The 16346-nt window shown below is 69.9% G+C and carries 18 protein-coding genes; 14 read left to right on the top strand and 4 right to left on the bottom strand.

Translation table 11 applies throughout. The features are described from left to right. Positions 1–163 precede the first annotated feature (163 nt). The 7 genes from VIR15_RS12690 to VIR15_RS12660 all read left to right on the top strand — a co-directional run bounded on the left by VIR15_RS12690 (position 164) and on the right by VIR15_RS12660 (position 7192). Complete coding sequence (locus VIR15_RS12690; RefSeq protein ID WP_331928147.1) at positions 164–1135, top strand: serine hydrolase; 972 nt, start codon at positions 164–166, stop codon at positions 1133–1135. Next, on the top strand, positions 1132–1992 hold the full coding sequence (gene truA, locus VIR15_RS12685) for a tRNA pseudouridine(38-40) synthase TruA (protein WP_331928145.1): 861 nt from the start codon (positions 1132–1134) through the stop codon (positions 1990–1992). The genes VIR15_RS12690 and truA overlap by 4 nt, the downstream gene beginning before the upstream one ends. 27 nt (positions 1993–2019) lie before the next feature. After that, the gene (locus VIR15_RS12680; RefSeq protein ID WP_331928143.1) at positions 2020–2655 is read left to right on the top strand and encodes a hypothetical protein; all 636 of its coding nucleotides are present in this window, start codon (positions 2020–2022) and stop codon (positions 2653–2655) included. Between the two features lie 132 nt (positions 2656–2787). Continuing rightward, entirely contained in the window at positions 2788–4470 is a 1683-nt protein-coding gene (locus VIR15_RS12675) for an ABC-F family ATP-binding cassette domain-containing protein (protein WP_331928141.1), read from the top strand. Between the two features lie 40 nt (positions 4471–4510). After that, positions 4511–5578, top strand: a complete 1068-nt coding sequence (locus tag VIR15_RS12670) for a nitronate monooxygenase (RefSeq protein WP_331928139.1) — start codon at positions 4511–4513, stop codon at positions 5576–5578. Between the two features lie 76 nt (positions 5579–5654). Then, positions 5655–6182, top strand: coding sequence for a YbaK/EbsC family protein (locus tag VIR15_RS12665; RefSeq protein ID WP_331928137.1), 528 nt, complete (start codon positions 5655–5657; stop codon positions 6180–6182). A 71-nt stretch (positions 6183–6253) separates the two neighbouring features. Continuing rightward, positions 6254–7192 carry an aldo/keto reductase gene (locus VIR15_RS12660; protein WP_331928149.1) on the top strand — a complete coding sequence of 313 codons (939 nt, stop codon included), beginning with the start codon at positions 6254–6256 and terminating at the stop codon, positions 7190–7192. 32 nt (positions 7193–7224) lie between these two features. On the opposite strand, the gene VIR15_RS12655 is transcribed toward VIR15_RS12660, so the two are convergent. Continuing rightward, positions 7225–8490 (bottom strand): M48 family metallopeptidase, encoded by a 1266-nt coding sequence (locus VIR15_RS12655; RefSeq protein ID WP_331928135.1) that lies wholly within the window; start codon positions 8488–8490, stop codon positions 7225–7227. A gap of 192 nt (positions 8491–8682) precedes the next feature. Here VIR15_RS12655 and VIR15_RS12650 point away from each other — a divergent pair, with 192 nt between their 5' ends. Together VIR15_RS12650 and VIR15_RS12645 are read left to right on the top strand one after the other, a co-directional pair. Continuing rightward, entirely contained in the window at positions 8683–9105 is a 423-nt protein-coding gene (locus VIR15_RS12650) for a hypothetical protein (RefSeq protein WP_331928133.1), read from the top strand. After that, positions 9102–9545 carry a hypothetical protein gene (locus VIR15_RS12645; RefSeq protein ID WP_331928131.1) on the top strand — a complete coding sequence of 148 codons (444 nt, stop codon included), beginning with the start codon at positions 9102–9104 and terminating at the stop codon, positions 9543–9545. The genes VIR15_RS12650 and VIR15_RS12645 overlap by 4 nt, the downstream gene beginning before the upstream one ends. 107 nt (positions 9546–9652) lie before the next feature. On the opposite strand, the gene VIR15_RS12640 is transcribed toward VIR15_RS12645, so the two are convergent. Continuing rightward, positions 9653–10942, bottom strand: a complete 1290-nt coding sequence (locus VIR15_RS12640; protein ID WP_331928129.1) for an MFS transporter — start codon at positions 10940–10942, stop codon at positions 9653–9655. Positions 10943–10944: 2 nt separating this feature from the next. Continuing rightward, positions 10945–11571 carry a winged helix-turn-helix domain-containing protein gene (locus VIR15_RS12635; protein WP_331928127.1) on the bottom strand — a complete coding sequence of 209 codons (627 nt, stop codon included), beginning with the start codon at positions 11569–11571 and terminating at the stop codon, positions 10945–10947. 250 nt (positions 11572–11821) lie between these two features. Here VIR15_RS12635 and rplM point away from each other — a divergent pair, with 250 nt between their 5' ends. From rplM to VIR15_RS12610, 5 genes are all read left to right on the top strand, one after another. Beyond that, positions 11822–12265: a 50S ribosomal protein L13 gene (gene rplM / locus VIR15_RS12630; RefSeq protein ID WP_331928125.1), complete on the top strand. Its 444-nt coding sequence runs from the start codon at positions 11822–11824 to the stop codon at positions 12263–12265. 38 nt (positions 12266–12303) lie between these two features. Then, positions 12304–12813 (top strand): 30S ribosomal protein S9, encoded by a 510-nt coding sequence (gene rpsI / locus VIR15_RS12625; protein WP_331928123.1) that lies wholly within the window; start codon positions 12304–12306, stop codon positions 12811–12813. Positions 12814–12968: 155 nt separating this feature from the next. Beyond that, entirely contained in the window at positions 12969–14315 is a 1347-nt protein-coding gene (gene glmM / locus VIR15_RS12620) for a phosphoglucosamine mutase (RefSeq protein ID WP_331928121.1), read from the top strand. Positions 14316–14419: 104 nt separating this feature from the next. Further along, entirely contained in the window at positions 14420–14707 is a 288-nt protein-coding gene (locus tag VIR15_RS12615; RefSeq protein ID WP_331928119.1) for a hypothetical protein, read from the top strand. Continuing rightward, positions 14704–15153: a DUF6325 family protein gene (locus tag VIR15_RS12610; protein WP_331928117.1), complete on the top strand. Its 450-nt coding sequence runs from the start codon at positions 14704–14706 to the stop codon at positions 15151–15153. Before VIR15_RS12615 ends, VIR15_RS12610 begins: the two co-directional genes overlap by 4 nt. 56 nt (positions 15154–15209) lie before the next feature. Here VIR15_RS12610 and VIR15_RS12605 read toward each other — a convergent pair whose 3' ends face one another. Continuing rightward, complete coding sequence (locus VIR15_RS12605) at positions 15210–16130, bottom strand: patatin-like phospholipase family protein (protein ID WP_331928115.1); 921 nt, start codon at positions 16128–16130, stop codon at positions 15210–15212. Positions 16131–16346 lie beyond the last annotated feature (216 nt).

Here is a 16346-nt window from a genome sequence, read left to right as displayed (position 1 = left end):
GGCCGCGGTGACGGCCAGCAGACGAGTGATGGTGCGCATGGCTTCCCCCTTCGGTGGTCCCCGCTGATCAACCGGACGATCAACCGGGTCTGCAGAGAAGACGCCTCATTGGCGCCGGGGGTTGACGCACGCCAAGCGCTGGTGGGTGCGACACAATGACCCCGTGCATCTCATCTCGAGGCGGCGGGAGCGGCCGTCGCCGGCTGCCGCCTCGACGGTCGTTCCGCTTGGACACCTCACCCGGCGGAGGGCCTTGTTCCTCGTGCCGGCCGGAGTCGTCGCGCTGGCGAGCGAGGCGCTCGCGAACGATCTGGTCCGTCCCGTGGCGGGCGCCGCACGAGAGGCGTTCGACCTCGCTGGCGACCTCGCGCGGAGCATCCTCCCCACGCCGTCCGAGCGGTCGGACACGCCGAGCCGGGCGGCTCTCTCCAAGGCGGTCCTCGCCGTGCTGGGCGGACGCTCCGACGTCATCGGCGTGAGCGTCCTCGACCGGCGCACCGGCGTCTGGTGGCACTACCGGGGTGACGCGGCGGTCAGGAGCGGCAGCGTGTCGAAGGTGCTCGTCCTCGCGGCAGCGCTGCGCAAGGCTCGCGAGGAGCAGGGGCGCCTCTCCGCCCGGCAGCGAGAGCAGGCCCGCCTGGCCATCACGGAGAGCGACAACGCCTCGGCCGATGCGCTCTACGCCTTTGCCGGTGGTCACGCAGCCATCGCGGAGCTCGCCCGCGACCTGGGCATGGCGGCGACGGCCGCGGCGGAGCCAGTCACGCACTGGGGCCTGACGCTGACCACGCCCAACGACCTCGTCCGTCTCATGGAACGACTGACCAGGGGCAGTCCGGCGACCCACCCCGACGACGATGCTGCGGTGCTCGACCTCATGACCCAGGTCATCGACGGCCAACGCTGGGGAGCGGGCACGGTGCGGTCCGACACCGTCGACGTCCACGTCAAGAACGGCTGGATGGCGGTCGGCGAACCCTGGGTCATCAACAGCGTCGGCGATGTCCGGGGGGCCGGACGGGACTATGCCCTGGCGTTGATGCAGACCCGCCAACCGGACCAGGACAGCGGGATCAGCCGAGCCAGCCGGATCGGTCGTGCCGTCTTCGCCGCCCTCGAGGCACCGCTTCGATGACGGTTCGGCTGCGCCTGGATCTCGCCTACGACGGGACCGACTTCTCCGGATGGGCCGCGCAGCCGTCCCGACGCACCGTCGAGGGGACCCTCAGCGCGGCGCTGTCCACGGTGCTGCGAACATCCGAGCCGGTCGGCATCACCGTCGCGGGTCGGACGGACGCTGGTGTGCACGCTCGCGGTCAGGTGGCGCACGTCGACGTGGCCACGGAAGTTCTGGCGACCCTGCCCGGGCGGTCCGACCGGACTCCTGAGCGAGTCCTGCTGAACCGGCTCGGCGGACTGCTGCCGCCCGAGGTCGTCGTGCAGCGCGTGACCCGCGCGCCCGACGGTTTCGATGCGCGGTTCTCGGCGCTGGAGCGGCGCTACCTCTACCGGCTCGCGGATGCCGAGGCGCCGCGGGACCCGTTGCGCAGGCGAGACACGGTGTGGTGGCCGCGCTCGCTGGACGTTGCCGCCATGGACGAGGCCGCGCACGAACTCCTCGGCCTCAAGGACTTCGCAGCGTTCTGCAAGCGACGCGAGGGTGCTACCACGGTCCGCACCCTGCTCGAGTACCGATGGGCTCGGCTGGACGACGGAGTCCTCGCCGCGACCGTACGGGCCGACGCGTTCTGCCACTCGATGGTCCGGGCGCTCGTCGGTGCGGTCGTGGCCGTCGGGGAGGGCAGACGGCCGATCGCCTGGCCCGCGGAGCTGCAGCACCGCCGGGAGCGGGCGTCCGAGATCAGGGTGATGCCGGCGCATGGACTGAGCCTCGAGGCAGTCAGCTACCCGCCGGACGCGGAGCTGGCGGCAAGGGCCGTGGCCGCACGAGCTCGGCGCGAGGCGCCCGCAGCAAGCGACCGACGCGGGTGAACCGACACGTGTGATTGGATCGACGCCATGCTCCGCCGATCCGCCCGATCCCGATTCGAGCGCTCCGTGCGGAGCGCCGGCCTTGTCGCCGTCGTCGCCGCGGTGCTGGTGAGCGGCTGCTCCGCCGATTCCGGCACGCCTGGTGCGTCCCCCTCGACGCCGACGGCGACCTCGCCCAGTGCAACGTCCCCCTCCGAAACGCAACCGATCGATGCGGTGGACAACGTCCAGGGCAAGAGCGGGACGTACTCCGTCGTCCCGCCGCAAGGCTGGGGCGAGGCAACCGACGAGGTGGGTGCGATCCCGGGCGTCGACCTCGTCCTCATGTCGTCCGAGAAGCGGGCCGGCTTCAACACCAACCTCGTCGTCCACGTCGCAACGGGCGACGCCGCCGTGCTCGAGTCCGAGCTGCAGAAGGGTCGCGAGCAGCTCGCGGGCCAGGGTCGCACCGTGTCGGACGCCCCGCCACTCACGGTCGGCGGCAGCCCGGCCAAGGGCTTCACGACCTCCTTCACCCAACAGGGCGTCGACGTCGTCGCCCGGTCCTACGGGCTGCAGCACGAGGGCCGGGTCTACCTGCTCACCTTGAGCTCGGCCAAGTCCGCCGCGGAGCAGGCCGCGGCCGAGCTCACCCAGATCGCCGAGAGCTGGACCTGGGCCTAGCAGTCCGGCGCAGCGAAGTTGTGGCAGTGCCTGAAACGGGAGCTCTGAGCCCGACCACGAGCGAGCGGTAGGGCACTCACTTTTGGATAACCGCATGACCGGGCCCAGCCGCATACGACACTCTTGACGTTTGTGGGACACGTGGACGTCAACTCAGTCAGCTTCACCCTGCCCGACGGCCGAGTGCTCCTTCGCGACGTCTCCGTGCGGGTGGGGGAGGGCGCCAAGGTCGCCCTCATCGGGCCCAACGGAACGGGCAAGACCACACTGACGCGGATCATCGCCGGGGACCTCGACGCGCACGAGGGTGCGGTGACGCGATCGGGGGGCCTCGGCGTCATGCGCCAGTTCATCGGCAAGGTGCGTGACGAGTCGACGGTGCGCGACCTGCTCGTCTCCGTTGCGCCCGAACGCATCCGGAAGGCGGCGCAGGAGATCGACCGGACCGAGCTGCTCATGATGGAGCGGGACTCGGAGGAGGACCAGATGGCCTATGCGCACGCCCTCACCGAGTGGGGCGAGGCGGGTGGCTACGAGCAGGAGACCCTCTGGGACCAGTGCACCGTCGCCGCCCTGGGCGTCCCCTACGAGAGGGCCCAGTGGCGCAAGGTCACGACGCTCTCCGGCGGCGAGCAGAAGCGGCTCGTCCTCGAAGCCCTCCTGCGGGGCCCGGAGGAGGTGCTGCTGCTCGACGAGCCGGACAACTACCTCGACGTGCCGGCGAAGCGCTGGCTCGAGGACGCGCTCATCGCGTCGCCCAAGACGGTGCTCTTCATCAGCCATGACCGCGAGCTGCTCGACCGCGTCGCCACCCGCATCGCCACCCTCGAGCCGGGTGCCGTTGGCGCGACGATCTGGGTGCACCCGGGGCATTTCGCGACGTATGCGCAGGCCCGCGAGGACCGCAACGCCAGGCTCGAGGAGCTGCGGCGGCGCTGGGACGAGGAGCACCTCAAGCTCAAGACCCTCGTGCAGACCCTCAAGGTCAAGGCGACGTACAACGACGGGATGGCCTCGCGGTACCAGGCGGCCCAGACCCGCCTGGCGAAGTTCGTCGAGGCCGGCCCGCCGGAGGCGATCCCGGTGCACCAGAACGTCAGGATGCGCCTCACCGGAGGACGGACCGCCAAGCGCGCGATCGTCGCCAAGGATCTCGAGCTGACCGGGCTGATGAAGCCTTTCGACCTCGAGGTCTGGTACGGCGAGCGCGTCGCCGTCCTCGGCTCGAACGGGTCGGGCAAGTCCCACTTCCTCCGGCTGCTCGCGATTGGCGGCAGCGACCCGGAGCCGGAGCACCGGCCCGTCGGCGATGTGCGGCCCGTGCCAGTTGAGCACACGGGTGTGGTGCGGCTCGGTTCGCGGGTGCGACCGGGGTGGTTCGCCCAGACCCACGAGCACCCCTCGCTCCTGGGTCGGACGCTCCTCGAGATTCTCCACCGAGGCGATGAGCACCGCGCCGGCAAGCCGCGCGAGGAGGCGGCCAGGGCCCTGGACCGCTACGGGCTGGCCCGCTCCAGCGAGCAGAGGTTCGAGTCGCTCTCGGGTGGCCAGCAGGCCCGCTTCCAGATCCTCCTTCTCGAACTGTCGGGAGCGACTCTGCTGCTGCTCGATGAGCCGACCGACAACCTCGACCTGCACTCAGCGGAGGCTCTCGAGGAGGGCTTGGCGAAGTTCGAGGGAACCGTCGTCGCCGTCACCCACGACCGCTGGTTCGCGCGGGGTTTCGATCGGTTCCTCGTCTTCGGCGCGGACGGGCGGGTGTACGAGTCGGACGAGCCAGTGTGGGACGAGGGCAGGGTCGCGCGCCGGCGGTGAGCCGGGTCCCGGACGCCCGGACCGGAGTAGCGTCAGGGGCATGGTTATCGGCTCGCTCGACGTCCCCGTCGTAGGGGCGCCGATGGCAGGTGGCCCATCGACGCCGGAGCTCGCTGTGGCAGTCTCCGAGGCGGGCGGACTCGGCTTCCTCGCCGGTGGTTACCTCACCGCGGGCCAGCTCGCCGGCCAGATCGCCGACGCGTGGGACGCGTCGTCGTGTGCCTTGGGCGTCAACCTCTTCGTCCCCGAGAGTGCCAACACGTTCACCTGTTCGTATGCCGCTGGGCTGGCTCCGCTCCGAGGTGACCTCCGTGCCCGGGCCGTTTCGCAGTATCGGGAGGGCCTGCTCGGCGAAGCGGAACGGCTTGGCGTCGAGCTGCCCGAGCCGGTCGCCGGCGACACCGATGACTGGGACCGCAAGCTCGACCTCGTGCTGCGCGAGAAGGTGCCGGTCGTGTCCTTCACCTTCGGCCTGCCGAGCCCGGCCGTCTTCGCGGAGCTGCGTCGGGCCGGGATCGAGAGCGTGGTCACCGTGAGCGACGTCGAGGAGGCGGAGGCCGCCATCGAGGCGGGGGCCGATGCCCTCGTCGTGCAGGGGCCGGAGGGCGGCGGCCACCGGAGCACCCTCGACCAGACGAAGGAGCCGTCTGCCGAGGACCTCGTCGACCTCGTCGCGGCCGTGCGTGAGGGGACACCGGTCCCTGTCATCGCCGCAGGTGGCATCTCCACACCGAAGCGGGCGCGGCAGCTCAGGGATGCAGGGGCGACCGCCGTCCAGATCGGCACGGCCCTGCTCCTCACCCCAGAGGCCGGCACCGCGCTTGCCTACCGCCGTGCCCTCAAGGATCCGGCCTACACCCGGACCGCCGTGACCCGTGCCTTCTCGGGGCGCCCGGCCCGGGCCCTCGAGACCGATTTCGTGCGAGAGCGCGACGGCCAGGCGCCCGCCGCCTATCCCGAGGTCCACCAGCTGACGAGCCCCCTGCGCAAAGCCTCGGCCGCCGCCGATGACCCTGGTCTCATGGCGCTCTGGGCCGGCACTGGTTGGCAGGACGCAGCCGACGTACCCGCGGCCGCGGTCGTGCGGCACATTGCTGGAGACGGCTGACCGCCGCCAGACCGCGTCGTCGGAGGAGGGGAGGGGTCCGCCCCTTGGCCTGGTGGAGCTCCCGTACGGTGGCGCCATGCCAACTGCGGAGGGAAACCTGTCCTGGGAGCCGGCTGTCGAGCACCCTGAGCTCGTCGCGCCACCGGTGGCCGACGCACTCCCGCACGTGCCTGGTGTGCGCGTCGCCGCCATCGATGCGGCTCTGGCCGACACGGCCGCGTTCTGCGCCGCCTACGACGTGGACCCCGCCTCCTCGGCCAACTGCGTCGTCGTCGAGGGTCGTCGCGCCGAGGTCACGACCCGGGCAGCCGTCATGGTGCTCGCCAGCGACCGGGCAGACGTCAACCGCGTCGTTCGTAAGCACCTGGGCGTTCGCAAGATCTCCTTCGCCGACCAGGCCCTCGCGGAGGAGCTGACCGGAATGCAGCAGGGCGGCATCACGCCGATCGGCCTGCCGGCGGACTGGCCCATCCTCGTCGACAGGGCGGTCGTCGACGCCGGCCCGGTCGTCATCGGCGCCGGGATCCGGGGAGCCAAGCTGCTCGTCGACGGCGCCACTTTGGCGGACCTGCCGGGAGCGGAGGTCCTCGACCTCACCCTGTGAAGTCAGGTGGGACGCAGGTGGGTGGGTTCTGCGAGCACGACGTCTACGGTGGGGGAGTGACGACGCCCTCGATGACCTACCGACAGCTCGGCGACAGCGGCCTCACCGTCTCGGCGGTCGGCCTCGGCTGCAACAACTTCGGCCGTCGGATCGACGAGGAGGCGACCACCGCCGTGGTGCGTACGGCGATCGATGCTGGCATCACGCTCTTCGACACCGCCGACACCTATGGCCAGGGCGCCAGCGAGGAGTTGCTCGGCCGGGCGCTCGGTGAGGAGCGTGAGAACGTCGTCCTCGCAACGAAGTTCGGCAATGACATGGCGGGCGCCAACGGCCCGGACTGGGGCGTGCGAGGCTCACGGCGCTACATCCGCCGCGCCGTCGAGGCGAGCCTCCGGCGACTCGGCACCGACTGGATCGACCTCTACCAGTACCACCGGCCCGACCCGGTGACTCCGATGGAGGAGACGCTCGCGGCCCTGACCGAGCTTGTCCAGGAGGGCAAGGTCCGCTACCTGGGGTCGAGCAACCTCACGGCGTGGCAGGTCGTGGACGCCGACTGGGTGGCGCGCTCGGAGGGTTTCGAGCGGTTCGTCTCCGCGCAGAACGAGTACTCCCTGCTCGAGCGCGGCGCCGAGGACGAGCTCGTGCCGGCGTGCGAGCACGTCAGCGTTGGCCTGCTGCCGTACTTCCCGCTCGCCTCGGGTCTGCTCACCGGCAAGTACCGCCGCGGCGAGGCTGCGCCAGACGGCACCCGGCTGCACTCTCGGCAGGACCTGCTCGACACGGCAGACTGGGACACGCTCGAGGGCTTGGAGTCGTTTGCCGCTGCGCGCGACCTCCGGGTCATCGACGTGGCCATCGGCGGGCTTGCAGCCCAGCCCGCTGTGGCGTCGGTCATCGCGGGGGCGACGTCGCCGGAGCAGGTCCTGGACAATGTGCGCGCGGGGCTCTGGGAGCCGACCGCCGAGGACTTGGTCGAACTGGACGAGATCACCGCAGGCGCCTGATGACGCCCCCTTTGAGCCAGTGAGTCAATGACTCAACGGGGTGGGTGGGGACCACCCGTGGGCTCGCGCGCTGCCGCCAGGCGTTCGACGGTGTCGGGATGGGTGGCAAAGAGCAGGTACTCGATCCGGGGTGGGTGGACATCGGCGAGGTTGACCTCGGCCAAACGCAGCTGCATGGCGGCGAACGCGGTGGAGTCGCCGGTCAGCCGGAGCGCATGCTGATCGGCGCGGGACTCGACCCTGCGAGAGACAAGGTTCAGGACCGGGCCGACAACCACGCCCGCCACTGCCATCACCGCGAGCACCAAGCCGATCGCTCGGGGCGAGCCGATGGAGTCCACCCCTGCTCGGCGGAGCAGCGCATCCCAGTGACCCAACAGGAACAGTGCCACAACCGCCGCCGCGGCGGTGATCGCCCCGAGCAGGGCGCCCAGTTCCGGGTCGCGGTCCTTGGCGTGGCCCAGTTCGTGCGCTACGACACTGCGCACCTCGTCTGGTTGCGCCTCGCGCAGCAACGTGTCGTAGACCACGATCCGCCGAGTGGCCCCGAAGCCGGAGACGTAGGCGTTGAGCCCGGTGGTACGCCGCGACGCATCCGCGACCAGCACCTCCTGCACCGGCATGCCGTCCCGAGCCGCCATCGCGGTCAGCTCATCACGCAGCGGCCCGTCCGGCATCGGGGCGAACGTGTTGAAGAGCGGCTCGACGAGGAGCGGGAAGACGAACGACAGCAGGACTACCAGCGCGGCGGCGCCCACTGCACCGAACGACCACCACCAGCCTGATGCGACGTGAGTCAGGGTGTAGAACCCGGCAAGCACCACCGCGCCGGTCACCGCGCCGACCGCGCAGCTCTTGAGCTGGTCCACCGCCCAGCCGCCCCAGTGCTGGGTCGAGAGCCCATAGTCGCGCAGCACGGCATGGCGCCATGCCGTGAACGGTAGCGACGCCAACCAGACGATCGTCAGGATGACCAAGCCGCCGAGCAGCGCCTCGGCCAGCCAGTGCCCGCCGAACGGCTGGGCCACCCAGGCGACGATCCGGGCACCGGCAGGGGTGAACCCGAGCAGCAGGGGGGCCACCAGTCCGGCCAGGAGAGAACCGTACGAGCTGGGCCGCAACGATGCGTGCAGCGCCCGACCTCTGCTGACCATGCCAGCCGGTAGATCGCGCAGCGCCGTCATGCGTGCGGCGCGAGTCGGGCTGGACGACCCCCAGGGCACGAACATGATCGCCGCGACAGTCAGCGCGACGCCGAGCGCGACCAGCGTCACCAGAGCCCACCAGGTCGGCGTCACGACCGTCCCTCCGCTCGCCCTGTCACTGACAATGATGGTTCACACGGAGGCTTGCATCCAGTGCCATATACCCTATGGGGTATGCAAGATGCCGCCATTGCACGATCCTCGGGTCGTGAAGCGCACGGATTCGAGACGGTGACGCACCATGAGCGACCCCGGCCACACGTTGGGATCGCTGTCCTGGCAGCTGTGGTCACCTTCCTCGTCATCGGGTTGCCGACGGACATCGTCCCGAATCCCCTCTTCGGGCGTGAGGTCCCGGTCCGCCAGTGGGAGCCGTGGGTGCTCCTTGCCACGAGTGTGCTCACTGGCCTGTGGTTCGGTCTGCAGCGGACGCGGCGCATCGTCGCGGCTGACGGGACCGTCGCTGGCGAGGACTCGAGCGTCCCACCGTTGAGCGCCGCGGGACTGGCCCTGTTCGCCGTGGCTTGCCCGGTCTGCAACAAGATCGTCCTTGTCGCGCTGGGCACGTCAGGTGCCCTCGGCATCTGGGAGCCGCTTCAGCCCTGGCTCGCGATGATCTCGCTCGCGGCGCTCGTCGGCGCCGTCGCCTACGCGGCACGCCGTCGGCCGTGCGTCGACGGCACCTGCCGTGTGCGGAGTGCGTCATGAGCGAGCAGCGCATCCACCGCGAGGCACCCCTCGAGGTGGTGGCCCCCATGACGGTCATCGCTGGCGTCACCGCACCAGCGCGCTGGCCACGGCGTCGTCGCGTCGCCGCAACTGTGCTCTTGGCCGCTCTCGTCGTTGTCGTCGGTGCGACAGCGCGGTGGCCGCTCTCCGTGGCGCCGCTGTGGACGGTGCTCACAGCCGGGAGCGTGGTGCTCTCATCCCTCGCGCTGGCCTTGTTCGTGCCGAGCTCCGGCGCGGGATGGCGACCCGATCCCGGATGTGCGCCCTGCGCGATCGTCGGCCTTGCCTTGGCCGTCGCCGGCCCCTGGCTGGCCATCGAGACAGCCCATGACGGCTCGAGGGCCGCCTTCGCCTTGGTCCTGTCAGGCGCCGCACTGGCTCGCCGCCTCACCGAACCTCCGGTGTGCGAACGCCCATGACGCGGCCGCCCCCCGAATCTTGTCCACTCGATTGGGTCCGGTTTCGGGTTGCCCACCCACCATCCATTGGAACGAACAAGATTCGGGCCCGAAAGGTGTTCTTTCGATCAGCGTGTGGCGGCACTCAGAAGGTGTTCTTTCGCTCGGATGCGCTCGGCGCGCCGGGCCGGGAGGTAGGCGAGCAGTCCGAGCAGGCTGACGGCCCCGGCGACGACCATCGCCGTCTGCGTGGAGACGCCCTCTGCGAGGAGACCGAGCAACGGGGCGGCGACGGTGTACGCCGCAAAGGCCACCATGGAGTTCATCGACAGGACCGTGGCCCGGTTGCTGGCCTGCGCCACCCGATGGAGCAGGGCCGCATGCATGGGGCCGAGGAAGCCGTGCATCGAGTAGGTGAACGCGAACGCGGCGACGAGGGCGACCGGACCGGCGACGAGACCCATGACCACGGCGCCGAGGCTGTTGAGGACGCGCCCGAGGATGGCCGTGCGAGACACGCCGATCCGCTTGCTCGTCAGCCCGGCCAGCGCGGACCCCGCCGCGACGGCGGCCCAACCTCCGGCAGCGATCGGTCCCATCCACGCACCGGCGGCCTCCTCGCCGCCGAGGAGCTCGGCGAGCCGCACCGGCTGGAACATCTCGAACACGACCATGGCGATCGCCCAGGCAACCTCTGCAAGCATGAGGCCGCGGAGCACTCGGCTCGACCGCATCAGCCTCAGGCCGTCCCGCACCACCGTCGGCGCCTCCTTGGCCGAGGCCACCGCCCGACGCATCCCGGAGGTGTCGAGGTGCTCCATGTCGCGCGGCTCCTTGAGCAGCAACAGCACCATGCCGAGGTGGACCACGGAGAAGATGGCGCCGCACAGGACGGGCAGCCACAGGGCCGACTGCCCCGCCACGGGATGCCACCACACGAGCCCGCCCGAGATGAGGGCCGCTACCGCGATCGCCACTCCGACGACCGTCCCCTGGGCGGCCAGGGCGCCGTCCACGTCGGCGTCAGGGTCGGTCGCGTGCACGGTGTCGACGAACCAGGCCTCGAGCGGGCCAGAGTCGAGGGCGCGGAAGACGCCGGTCAGGACCGCCGCGATGACGAAGGCGATGAAGGAGTGCGCCACGAGCAAAGCCACCGAGGAGAGCACCCCGAAGACGGCGGCGGTGACATAGACCGGCCGACGTCCGAACACGTCGGCGAACCCCGATGTCGGCAGCTCGAGCAGGAAGACGACAATCCCGGTGAACGTCAGCGCAAAGGCCGCCTCGCTGATCGTCAGGCCTCGTTCGAGGATCCAGAGTATGAAGATCCCGACGACGAGCCCGACCGAGAACCAGCGGGTGAAGGACAGAGTCAGGAAGGTTCGGCGGGCAGCCGCCGGGGTCTGCACGGTGCTCATGGTCAGTTCTCCCTGCTGTTGGAGGCCGGCGGCCGGTCGAGGTCAAGGGGATAGAGGTAGAGGTGGGTTGCGATGCGCCGCGCGCGAGGGTTGCCCTGTCCCACCCGGCGATAGCGCGCGACGACCTCAGCGATCTCATCGCGCATCGTGGCAAGCTGCTCACTCGTGACGAGGACCATGTCGTCGCTGCCTCCGCAGGCGTCCTGCCAGTCCATCGGCCAGGACATCGACACGTCGAGCCACTTCTCGTATCGCTCACCGAAGTGCCGAACGACGTCATGCGAGAGCCAGTTGAGCGCGGTCTCCGAGTCCTCGTCACCGGCGAACTGGCTCGGGTACCACGAGTGGGCCCGCGACGCGGCGCGCCAGAGGCGACGCTTCCCCTCACCGTCGCCGGTGTCCTCGACGAGTCCGACCGATTCCAGCTTGCGCAGGTGATAGCTCGTGGCGCCGCTGTTCGTGTCGAGCTTCGCGGCAAGGGCGGTCGCGGTGGCGGGTCCACCCATCCGGAGCTGAGCGAGCAGGCGCGAGCGCAGGGGATGAGCCAGCACGCGCAGGCTCTCGGAGGTGAGCCAGATGTTCTCCGGCGTCGGCTCGGGAGGAAAGTCGGTGGGGTCGTGTGCAGCCATACTGTGCATAATACCTCTGCACACTTCATTTGCACAAGATCTTTGCACGTATGCCGCTGAGTTGCGTTTGTGCAGGTCAGGTGAGGTTTCGTGGGTGGCTGGCTCCGATTTGGGCCGGAGCGGCGGAGCCCATAACATTGATGAGGATGTGCAGCGGGCGCCTGCGAACCCGGCCACCCACTCAGGGAGGGGCGACGCGGACCGAGCCCAGCGGCATACGGCATCACTCAGACAGCAAAGGCAGACTCCATTGCGCACGTACACCCCGAAGCCCGGCGAGGTCACTCGCACGTGGCACGTCATCGACGCGACCGACGTCGTGCTCGGCCGTCTCGCGAGCCAGGCTGCGGTCCTGCTCCGGGGCAAGCACAAGCCGCAGTTCGCGCCGCACGTCGACACCGGTGACTTCGTCATCATCATCAACGCCGAGAAGGTCGCCCTGACGGGCGCCAAGGCGGAGCAGAAGAAGGCCTACCACCACTCCGGCTTCCCGGGTGGCCTCAGGGCGACGTCCTACACCGAGCTGCTCGCCAAGAGCCCCGAGAAGGCCGTCGAGAAGGCCGTCCGGGGCATGCTCCCGAAGAACTCGCTGGCTCGCCAGCAGCTCTCCAAGCTCAAGGTCTACCGCGGCGGCGAGCACCCGCACCAGGCCCAGAAGCCCGTCCCCTTCGAGATCTCACAGGTCGCGCAGTAAGCGTCACCTCGAGCACTACTGCGTAGAAAGAGAAGCACGTGACTGACATTGTGAACGAGGACGTCCTCGACACCGACGAGCCGGAGCTGACCGAGTACACCTCCGAGTCCTCCGCGTCGGACTCCGCATTCGCCGAGCCCAAGCGCTCCCGCGAGGTCTCCGTCCCCGGCGCGGCCACCGGCCGCCGCAAGCAGGCCATCGCCCGCGTCCGGATCGTCCCGGGCACCGGCGCGTGGAGGATCAACGGCCGGTCCCTCGAGGACTACTTCCCCAACAAGGTGCACCAGCAGATCGTCAAGGAGCCCCTCACGCTCCTCGAGCTCGACGGCTCCTACGACGTGCTCGTTCGCGTCCACGGCGGTGGCCCCTCCGGCCAGGCCGGCGCGGTGCGCCTCGGCGTCGCCCGCTCGCTCAACGAGGTCGACACCGAGCTGAACCGGCCGGCTCTGAAGAAGGCCGGCTTCCTCACCCGTGACGCCCGCGTCCCGGAGCGCAAGAAGGCCGGTCTCAAGAAGGCCCGCAAGGCTCCGCAGTACAGCAAGCGCTGACGCTGCACCCAGACGCAAAGGAAAGGCCCCGAGTGCCCCTCGGGGCCTTTCCTTTGGGATCGGGGAGTAAGTTCTCCTTGGCGCCGTGCGGTCGTCTGCGTTCACCTGCCCTCCACCCGCACTCCACCGGCGCCCGTACGAAAGGCTCAAACAACGTGGCTCGACTCTTCGGCACGGACGGCGTCCGTGGGCTCGCCAACAAGGACATCACCGCAGAACTCGCCCTCGACCTGTCCGTCGCGGCCGCGCATGTCCTGGCGGAGGTTGGGGAGTTCAACGGACATCGGCCGGTGGCGGTGGTGGGGCGAGATCCGCGGGCCTCCGGCGAGTTCCTCGCCGCGGCCACCATGGCCGGGCTCGCCTCGGCCGGGGTCGACGTGCGTGATGCCGGAGTGCTGCCGACGCCCGCCATCGCCTACCTGGTCGGCGAGCAGCGCGCGGACCTCGGCGCCATGCTCTCCGCGTCGCACAACCCGATGGCGGACAACGGGATCAAGTTCTTCGCCCGCGGTGGACACAAGCTCGCGGACAGCCTCGAGGACGCGATCGAGCAGCGGTTGGGCGAGCAGTGGCAGCGCCCGACCGGCCCGGACGTCGGCCGGATCAGCCCCCTCGCCGACGGCGCCGATCGCTATGTCGCCCATCTGTTGTCCGTGCTGCCGCATCGGCTCGATGGGCTGCGGGTCGTCCTCGACACGGCCCACGGCGCGGCCTCGGTCGTGGCGCCGCAGGCCTTCGCCGAGGCAGGTGCCGAGGTCACCGTCATCGGCAACGAACCGGACGGGATCAACATCAACGACGGCTTCGGGTCGACGCACCTGGACCGGCTCCAGGCCGCGGTCGTCGAGATCGGTGCGGACTTCGGGCTGGCTTTCGACGGTGACGCCGACCGCTGTCTCGCGGTCGACGGCGCCGGCACGATCGTCGACGGTGACCAGATCATGGCCATCCTCGCGCTGCGCATGAAGGAGCAGGGCGTCCTCCGCGGAGACACCCTGGTCGCCACGGTCATGTCCAACCTCGGGATGATCCAGGCGCTCGGCTCGGCCGGCATCAAGGTCCTGCAGACGGCGGTGGGGGACCGCTATGTCCTCGAGAGCATGAAGAACGGCGGCTACTCCCTCGGCGGGGAGCAGTCGGGCCATGTCGTCATGCTCGACCACGGAACGACGGGCGACGGCACGCTGACCGGTCTCATGCTCGCCTCCCGGGTGGCCGAGACCGGCCGCACGCTGACGGAGCTGGCCGCCGTGATGCGCCACTTCCCACAGGTGCTCGTCAACGTCAAGGACGTGGACAAGAGTCGCCTCGATGCGTGCACGGTAGTCGCCGACGCCGTGCGTGCCGCCGAGGCTGAGCTCGGCGAGACCGGGCGGGTGCTGCTGCGCAAGTCCGGCACGGAGCCGGTCGTCCGCGTCATGGTCGAGGCCGAGGACGTCGACCAGGCACACCTCATCGCCGGCCGCCTCGTCGACGTCGTCAAGGCAGAGCTGGCGTTATAGCGTCTCGCGGCGCCTGACGGGCTCAGCGTGGACCTGATCCGCACTCCTTCTGTCAGTGACGCGCCGGTCGCCCTACAGTGGGCCTGTCGCACACAGGAGGCCCCATGCTGCTGGTCCCACGACAGTTGCTGCGCTCCGGCATGACCGGAACCGTCCCCTACTACGGCGGGCGCTTCACTCCTGCACAGGCATGGGCCGCCGCCCATCCGAGCCAACCTGCCCCCGGCGCCCCTGCTGCTTCCCCCGCCGGCCACCCGGCACCAGCTCCACGGCCCGAGAATGCGCCGAAGCGCATCGACCCCAATACGAAGGCGGCGCTCGAACACTTGCATGACACGGGCGTTCTCACCGACGCGGAGTACGACGAGATGGTGAAGCGGAGCAGCGGATGACGGGACCGGTCCAGATCCTGGTCATCGGGCTGGACAAGCCGACGTTCTCGGGCGAGGTGATGGCGGAATTTGCCCGGCTGCGGGAGGCCGGCACCGTTCGGCTGCTGGACGTCGTGCTGATCAGACGCGCAGATGACGGAACGCTCGAGACGCTGCCCCTGCCGGCCAGCGCGCCGGCGGGCATGGGCCAGCTGGCCGCCCGGCTCCTCGGCGACCCGGACTTTGACGAGGTGAGTGCCCAACAGGCGCTCACCGGCGCCACCTGGTCCCTCGCCGACGCGATCCCGGTGGGCGCCGGTGCAGCCGTCGTCATCATCGAGCACCTGTGGGCGGCGCCGCTGCGCGAGGCACTTCACCGTGCGGGCGGCGCAACGCTGGAGGAGACGTGGCTCGCGCCGGAGGACGTCCAACGACTGGACGGCCTCATCGCTGAGAGCGACTCCTGATCGGCCCGGCCCGCCGTCAACCCGACCCGGAGTAGACGCTTCGGTTCTCACCGGCGTCAGCGCCAGAATCGGGCGAGCGGCTCCGCGAGGGCCCGGCCTTGGTCGTAGCCTCCTCGCGCGGCCTGCAGACGTGTTGATGGATCCAACGCATGTGCGTCGAAGACGTCGCCGGCACCGCCGTCCGGGAACACGGTCTCCACGCTGCTTCCGCCTGCGCGCAGTTCGTCGACCTGGGCTGCGAGGCTCATGCCCCACTCCTGCGGCATCCGCGATCTGCCCCCGAACGGTGACAGCACGAGTACCCGCCCGCATCCAGCCGCCAGATCGGCGTTCTCGCTGCGTCGGTAGCCGCCGTTGATGTAGCGGTTCTCGCCGATGCGGTAGGGCGTCATCGCCGAGGTGCTTGCGGCGACCGCATCCACCAGATCAATCCCGCTGTGGCGGTCGAACACGACCGGGTCCCCGCTACGCGCGTCAACAGCCACGATGAGCACAGGTTGTTGCGGCCAGTGTCGGCTGGGAAGCCGCGCTGCCACGATGTCGTGCCAGCGCGACGGGCTGGTGCTGTCGCCAGCATCCTTCTCGAGTGCCGCAGCGCCCATCCTGCGGCGCATGTCGGTTGCATCCTTCGCCGAACCGATGATTCGGTTCGACCACTCCAGGTAGGTCGCCCCGGAAGAAGTCGGAGCGCGTCCTCTGTCCGATCCGGCGCCGCCAGACTGTGGCTGAGGTGCCTCGGCGAGGATGGCGGCATACAGTTCGGCCGGCCGTGTCCCGCTGGTGATCTGGGCAGCCACCGTCGATCCTGCCGACGTTCCGATGATGAGATCAGCCTCGGTCACATCGACCCCGGCATCGCACAGGCCGGCGATGAGACCCAGCTCCCATGCATTGCCTGCCGCTCCGCCACCGGCGAGAACCAAGGCTCGACTGTTCGCGTCACCCACCGGTCCTGAGTCGTCCCGCCTGTCGTGCATCGGCCAGTTCCCGTGCAGTGGCGTTCGTGGCACCGCGATGTGGGTCTCACCTCCTGCGTGTAGATCGCGATCGCTGAAACGCTAGCAGGGCGACGCGGTGCCCATCGGCATTGAGCGGTTGAGCATCGCCGTCCCAGGCGGAACTCGAGGTGACGAAGACCCCTCATCGGCCCGACCGGACGACGCTTGGGTGTCCGCGTCCTGAACTCGAGTTTC

Source organism: Intrasporangium sp., from assembly GCF_036566125.1.
In the GTDB taxonomy this organism is placed as follows: Bacteria; Actinomycetota; Actinomycetes; order Actinomycetales; family Dermatophilaceae; genus Intrasporangium.
The sequence above is the reverse complement of the archived record's forward strand: the minus strand, read 5'-3'. Positions and strand labels throughout refer to the sequence as shown.

Coding starts and splice junctions, on each gene's coding strand:
- truA (WP_331928145.1), top strand. CDS start 1,132: ATGACGGTTCGGCTGCGCCTGGATCTCGCCTACGACGGGACCGACTTC.
- VIR15_RS12680 (WP_331928143.1), top strand. CDS start 2,020: ATGCTCCGCCGATCCGCCCGATCCCGATTCGAGCGCTCCGTGCGGAGC.
- VIR15_RS12670 (WP_331928139.1), top strand. CDS start 4,511: ATGGTTATCGGCTCGCTCGACGTCCCCGTCGTAGGGGCGCCGATGGCA.
- VIR15_RS12665 (WP_331928137.1), top strand. CDS start 5,655: ATGCCAACTGCGGAGGGAAACCTGTCCTGGGAGCCGGCTGTCGAGCAC.
- VIR15_RS12660 (WP_331928149.1), top strand. CDS start 6,254: ATGACCTACCGACAGCTCGGCGACAGCGGCCTCACCGTCTCGGCGGTC.
- VIR15_RS12645 (WP_331928131.1), top strand. CDS start 9,102: ATGAGCGAGCAGCGCATCCACCGCGAGGCACCCCTCGAGGTGGTGGCC.
- VIR15_RS12640 (WP_331928129.1), bottom strand. CDS start 10,942: ATGAGCACCGTGCAGACCCCGGCGGCTGCCCGCCGAACCTTCCTGACT.
- VIR15_RS12635 (WP_331928127.1), bottom strand. CDS start 11,571: ATGGCTGCACACGACCCCACCGACTTTCCTCCCGAGCCGACGCCGGAG.
- VIR15_RS12615 (WP_331928119.1), top strand. CDS start 14,420: ATGCTGCTGGTCCCACGACAGTTGCTGCGCTCCGGCATGACCGGAACC.
- VIR15_RS12610 (WP_331928117.1), top strand. CDS start 14,704: ATGACGGGACCGGTCCAGATCCTGGTCATCGGGCTGGACAAGCCGACG.
- VIR15_RS12605 (WP_331928115.1), bottom strand. CDS start 16,130: ATGCACGACAGGCGGGACGACTCAGGACCGGTGGGTGACGCGAACAGT.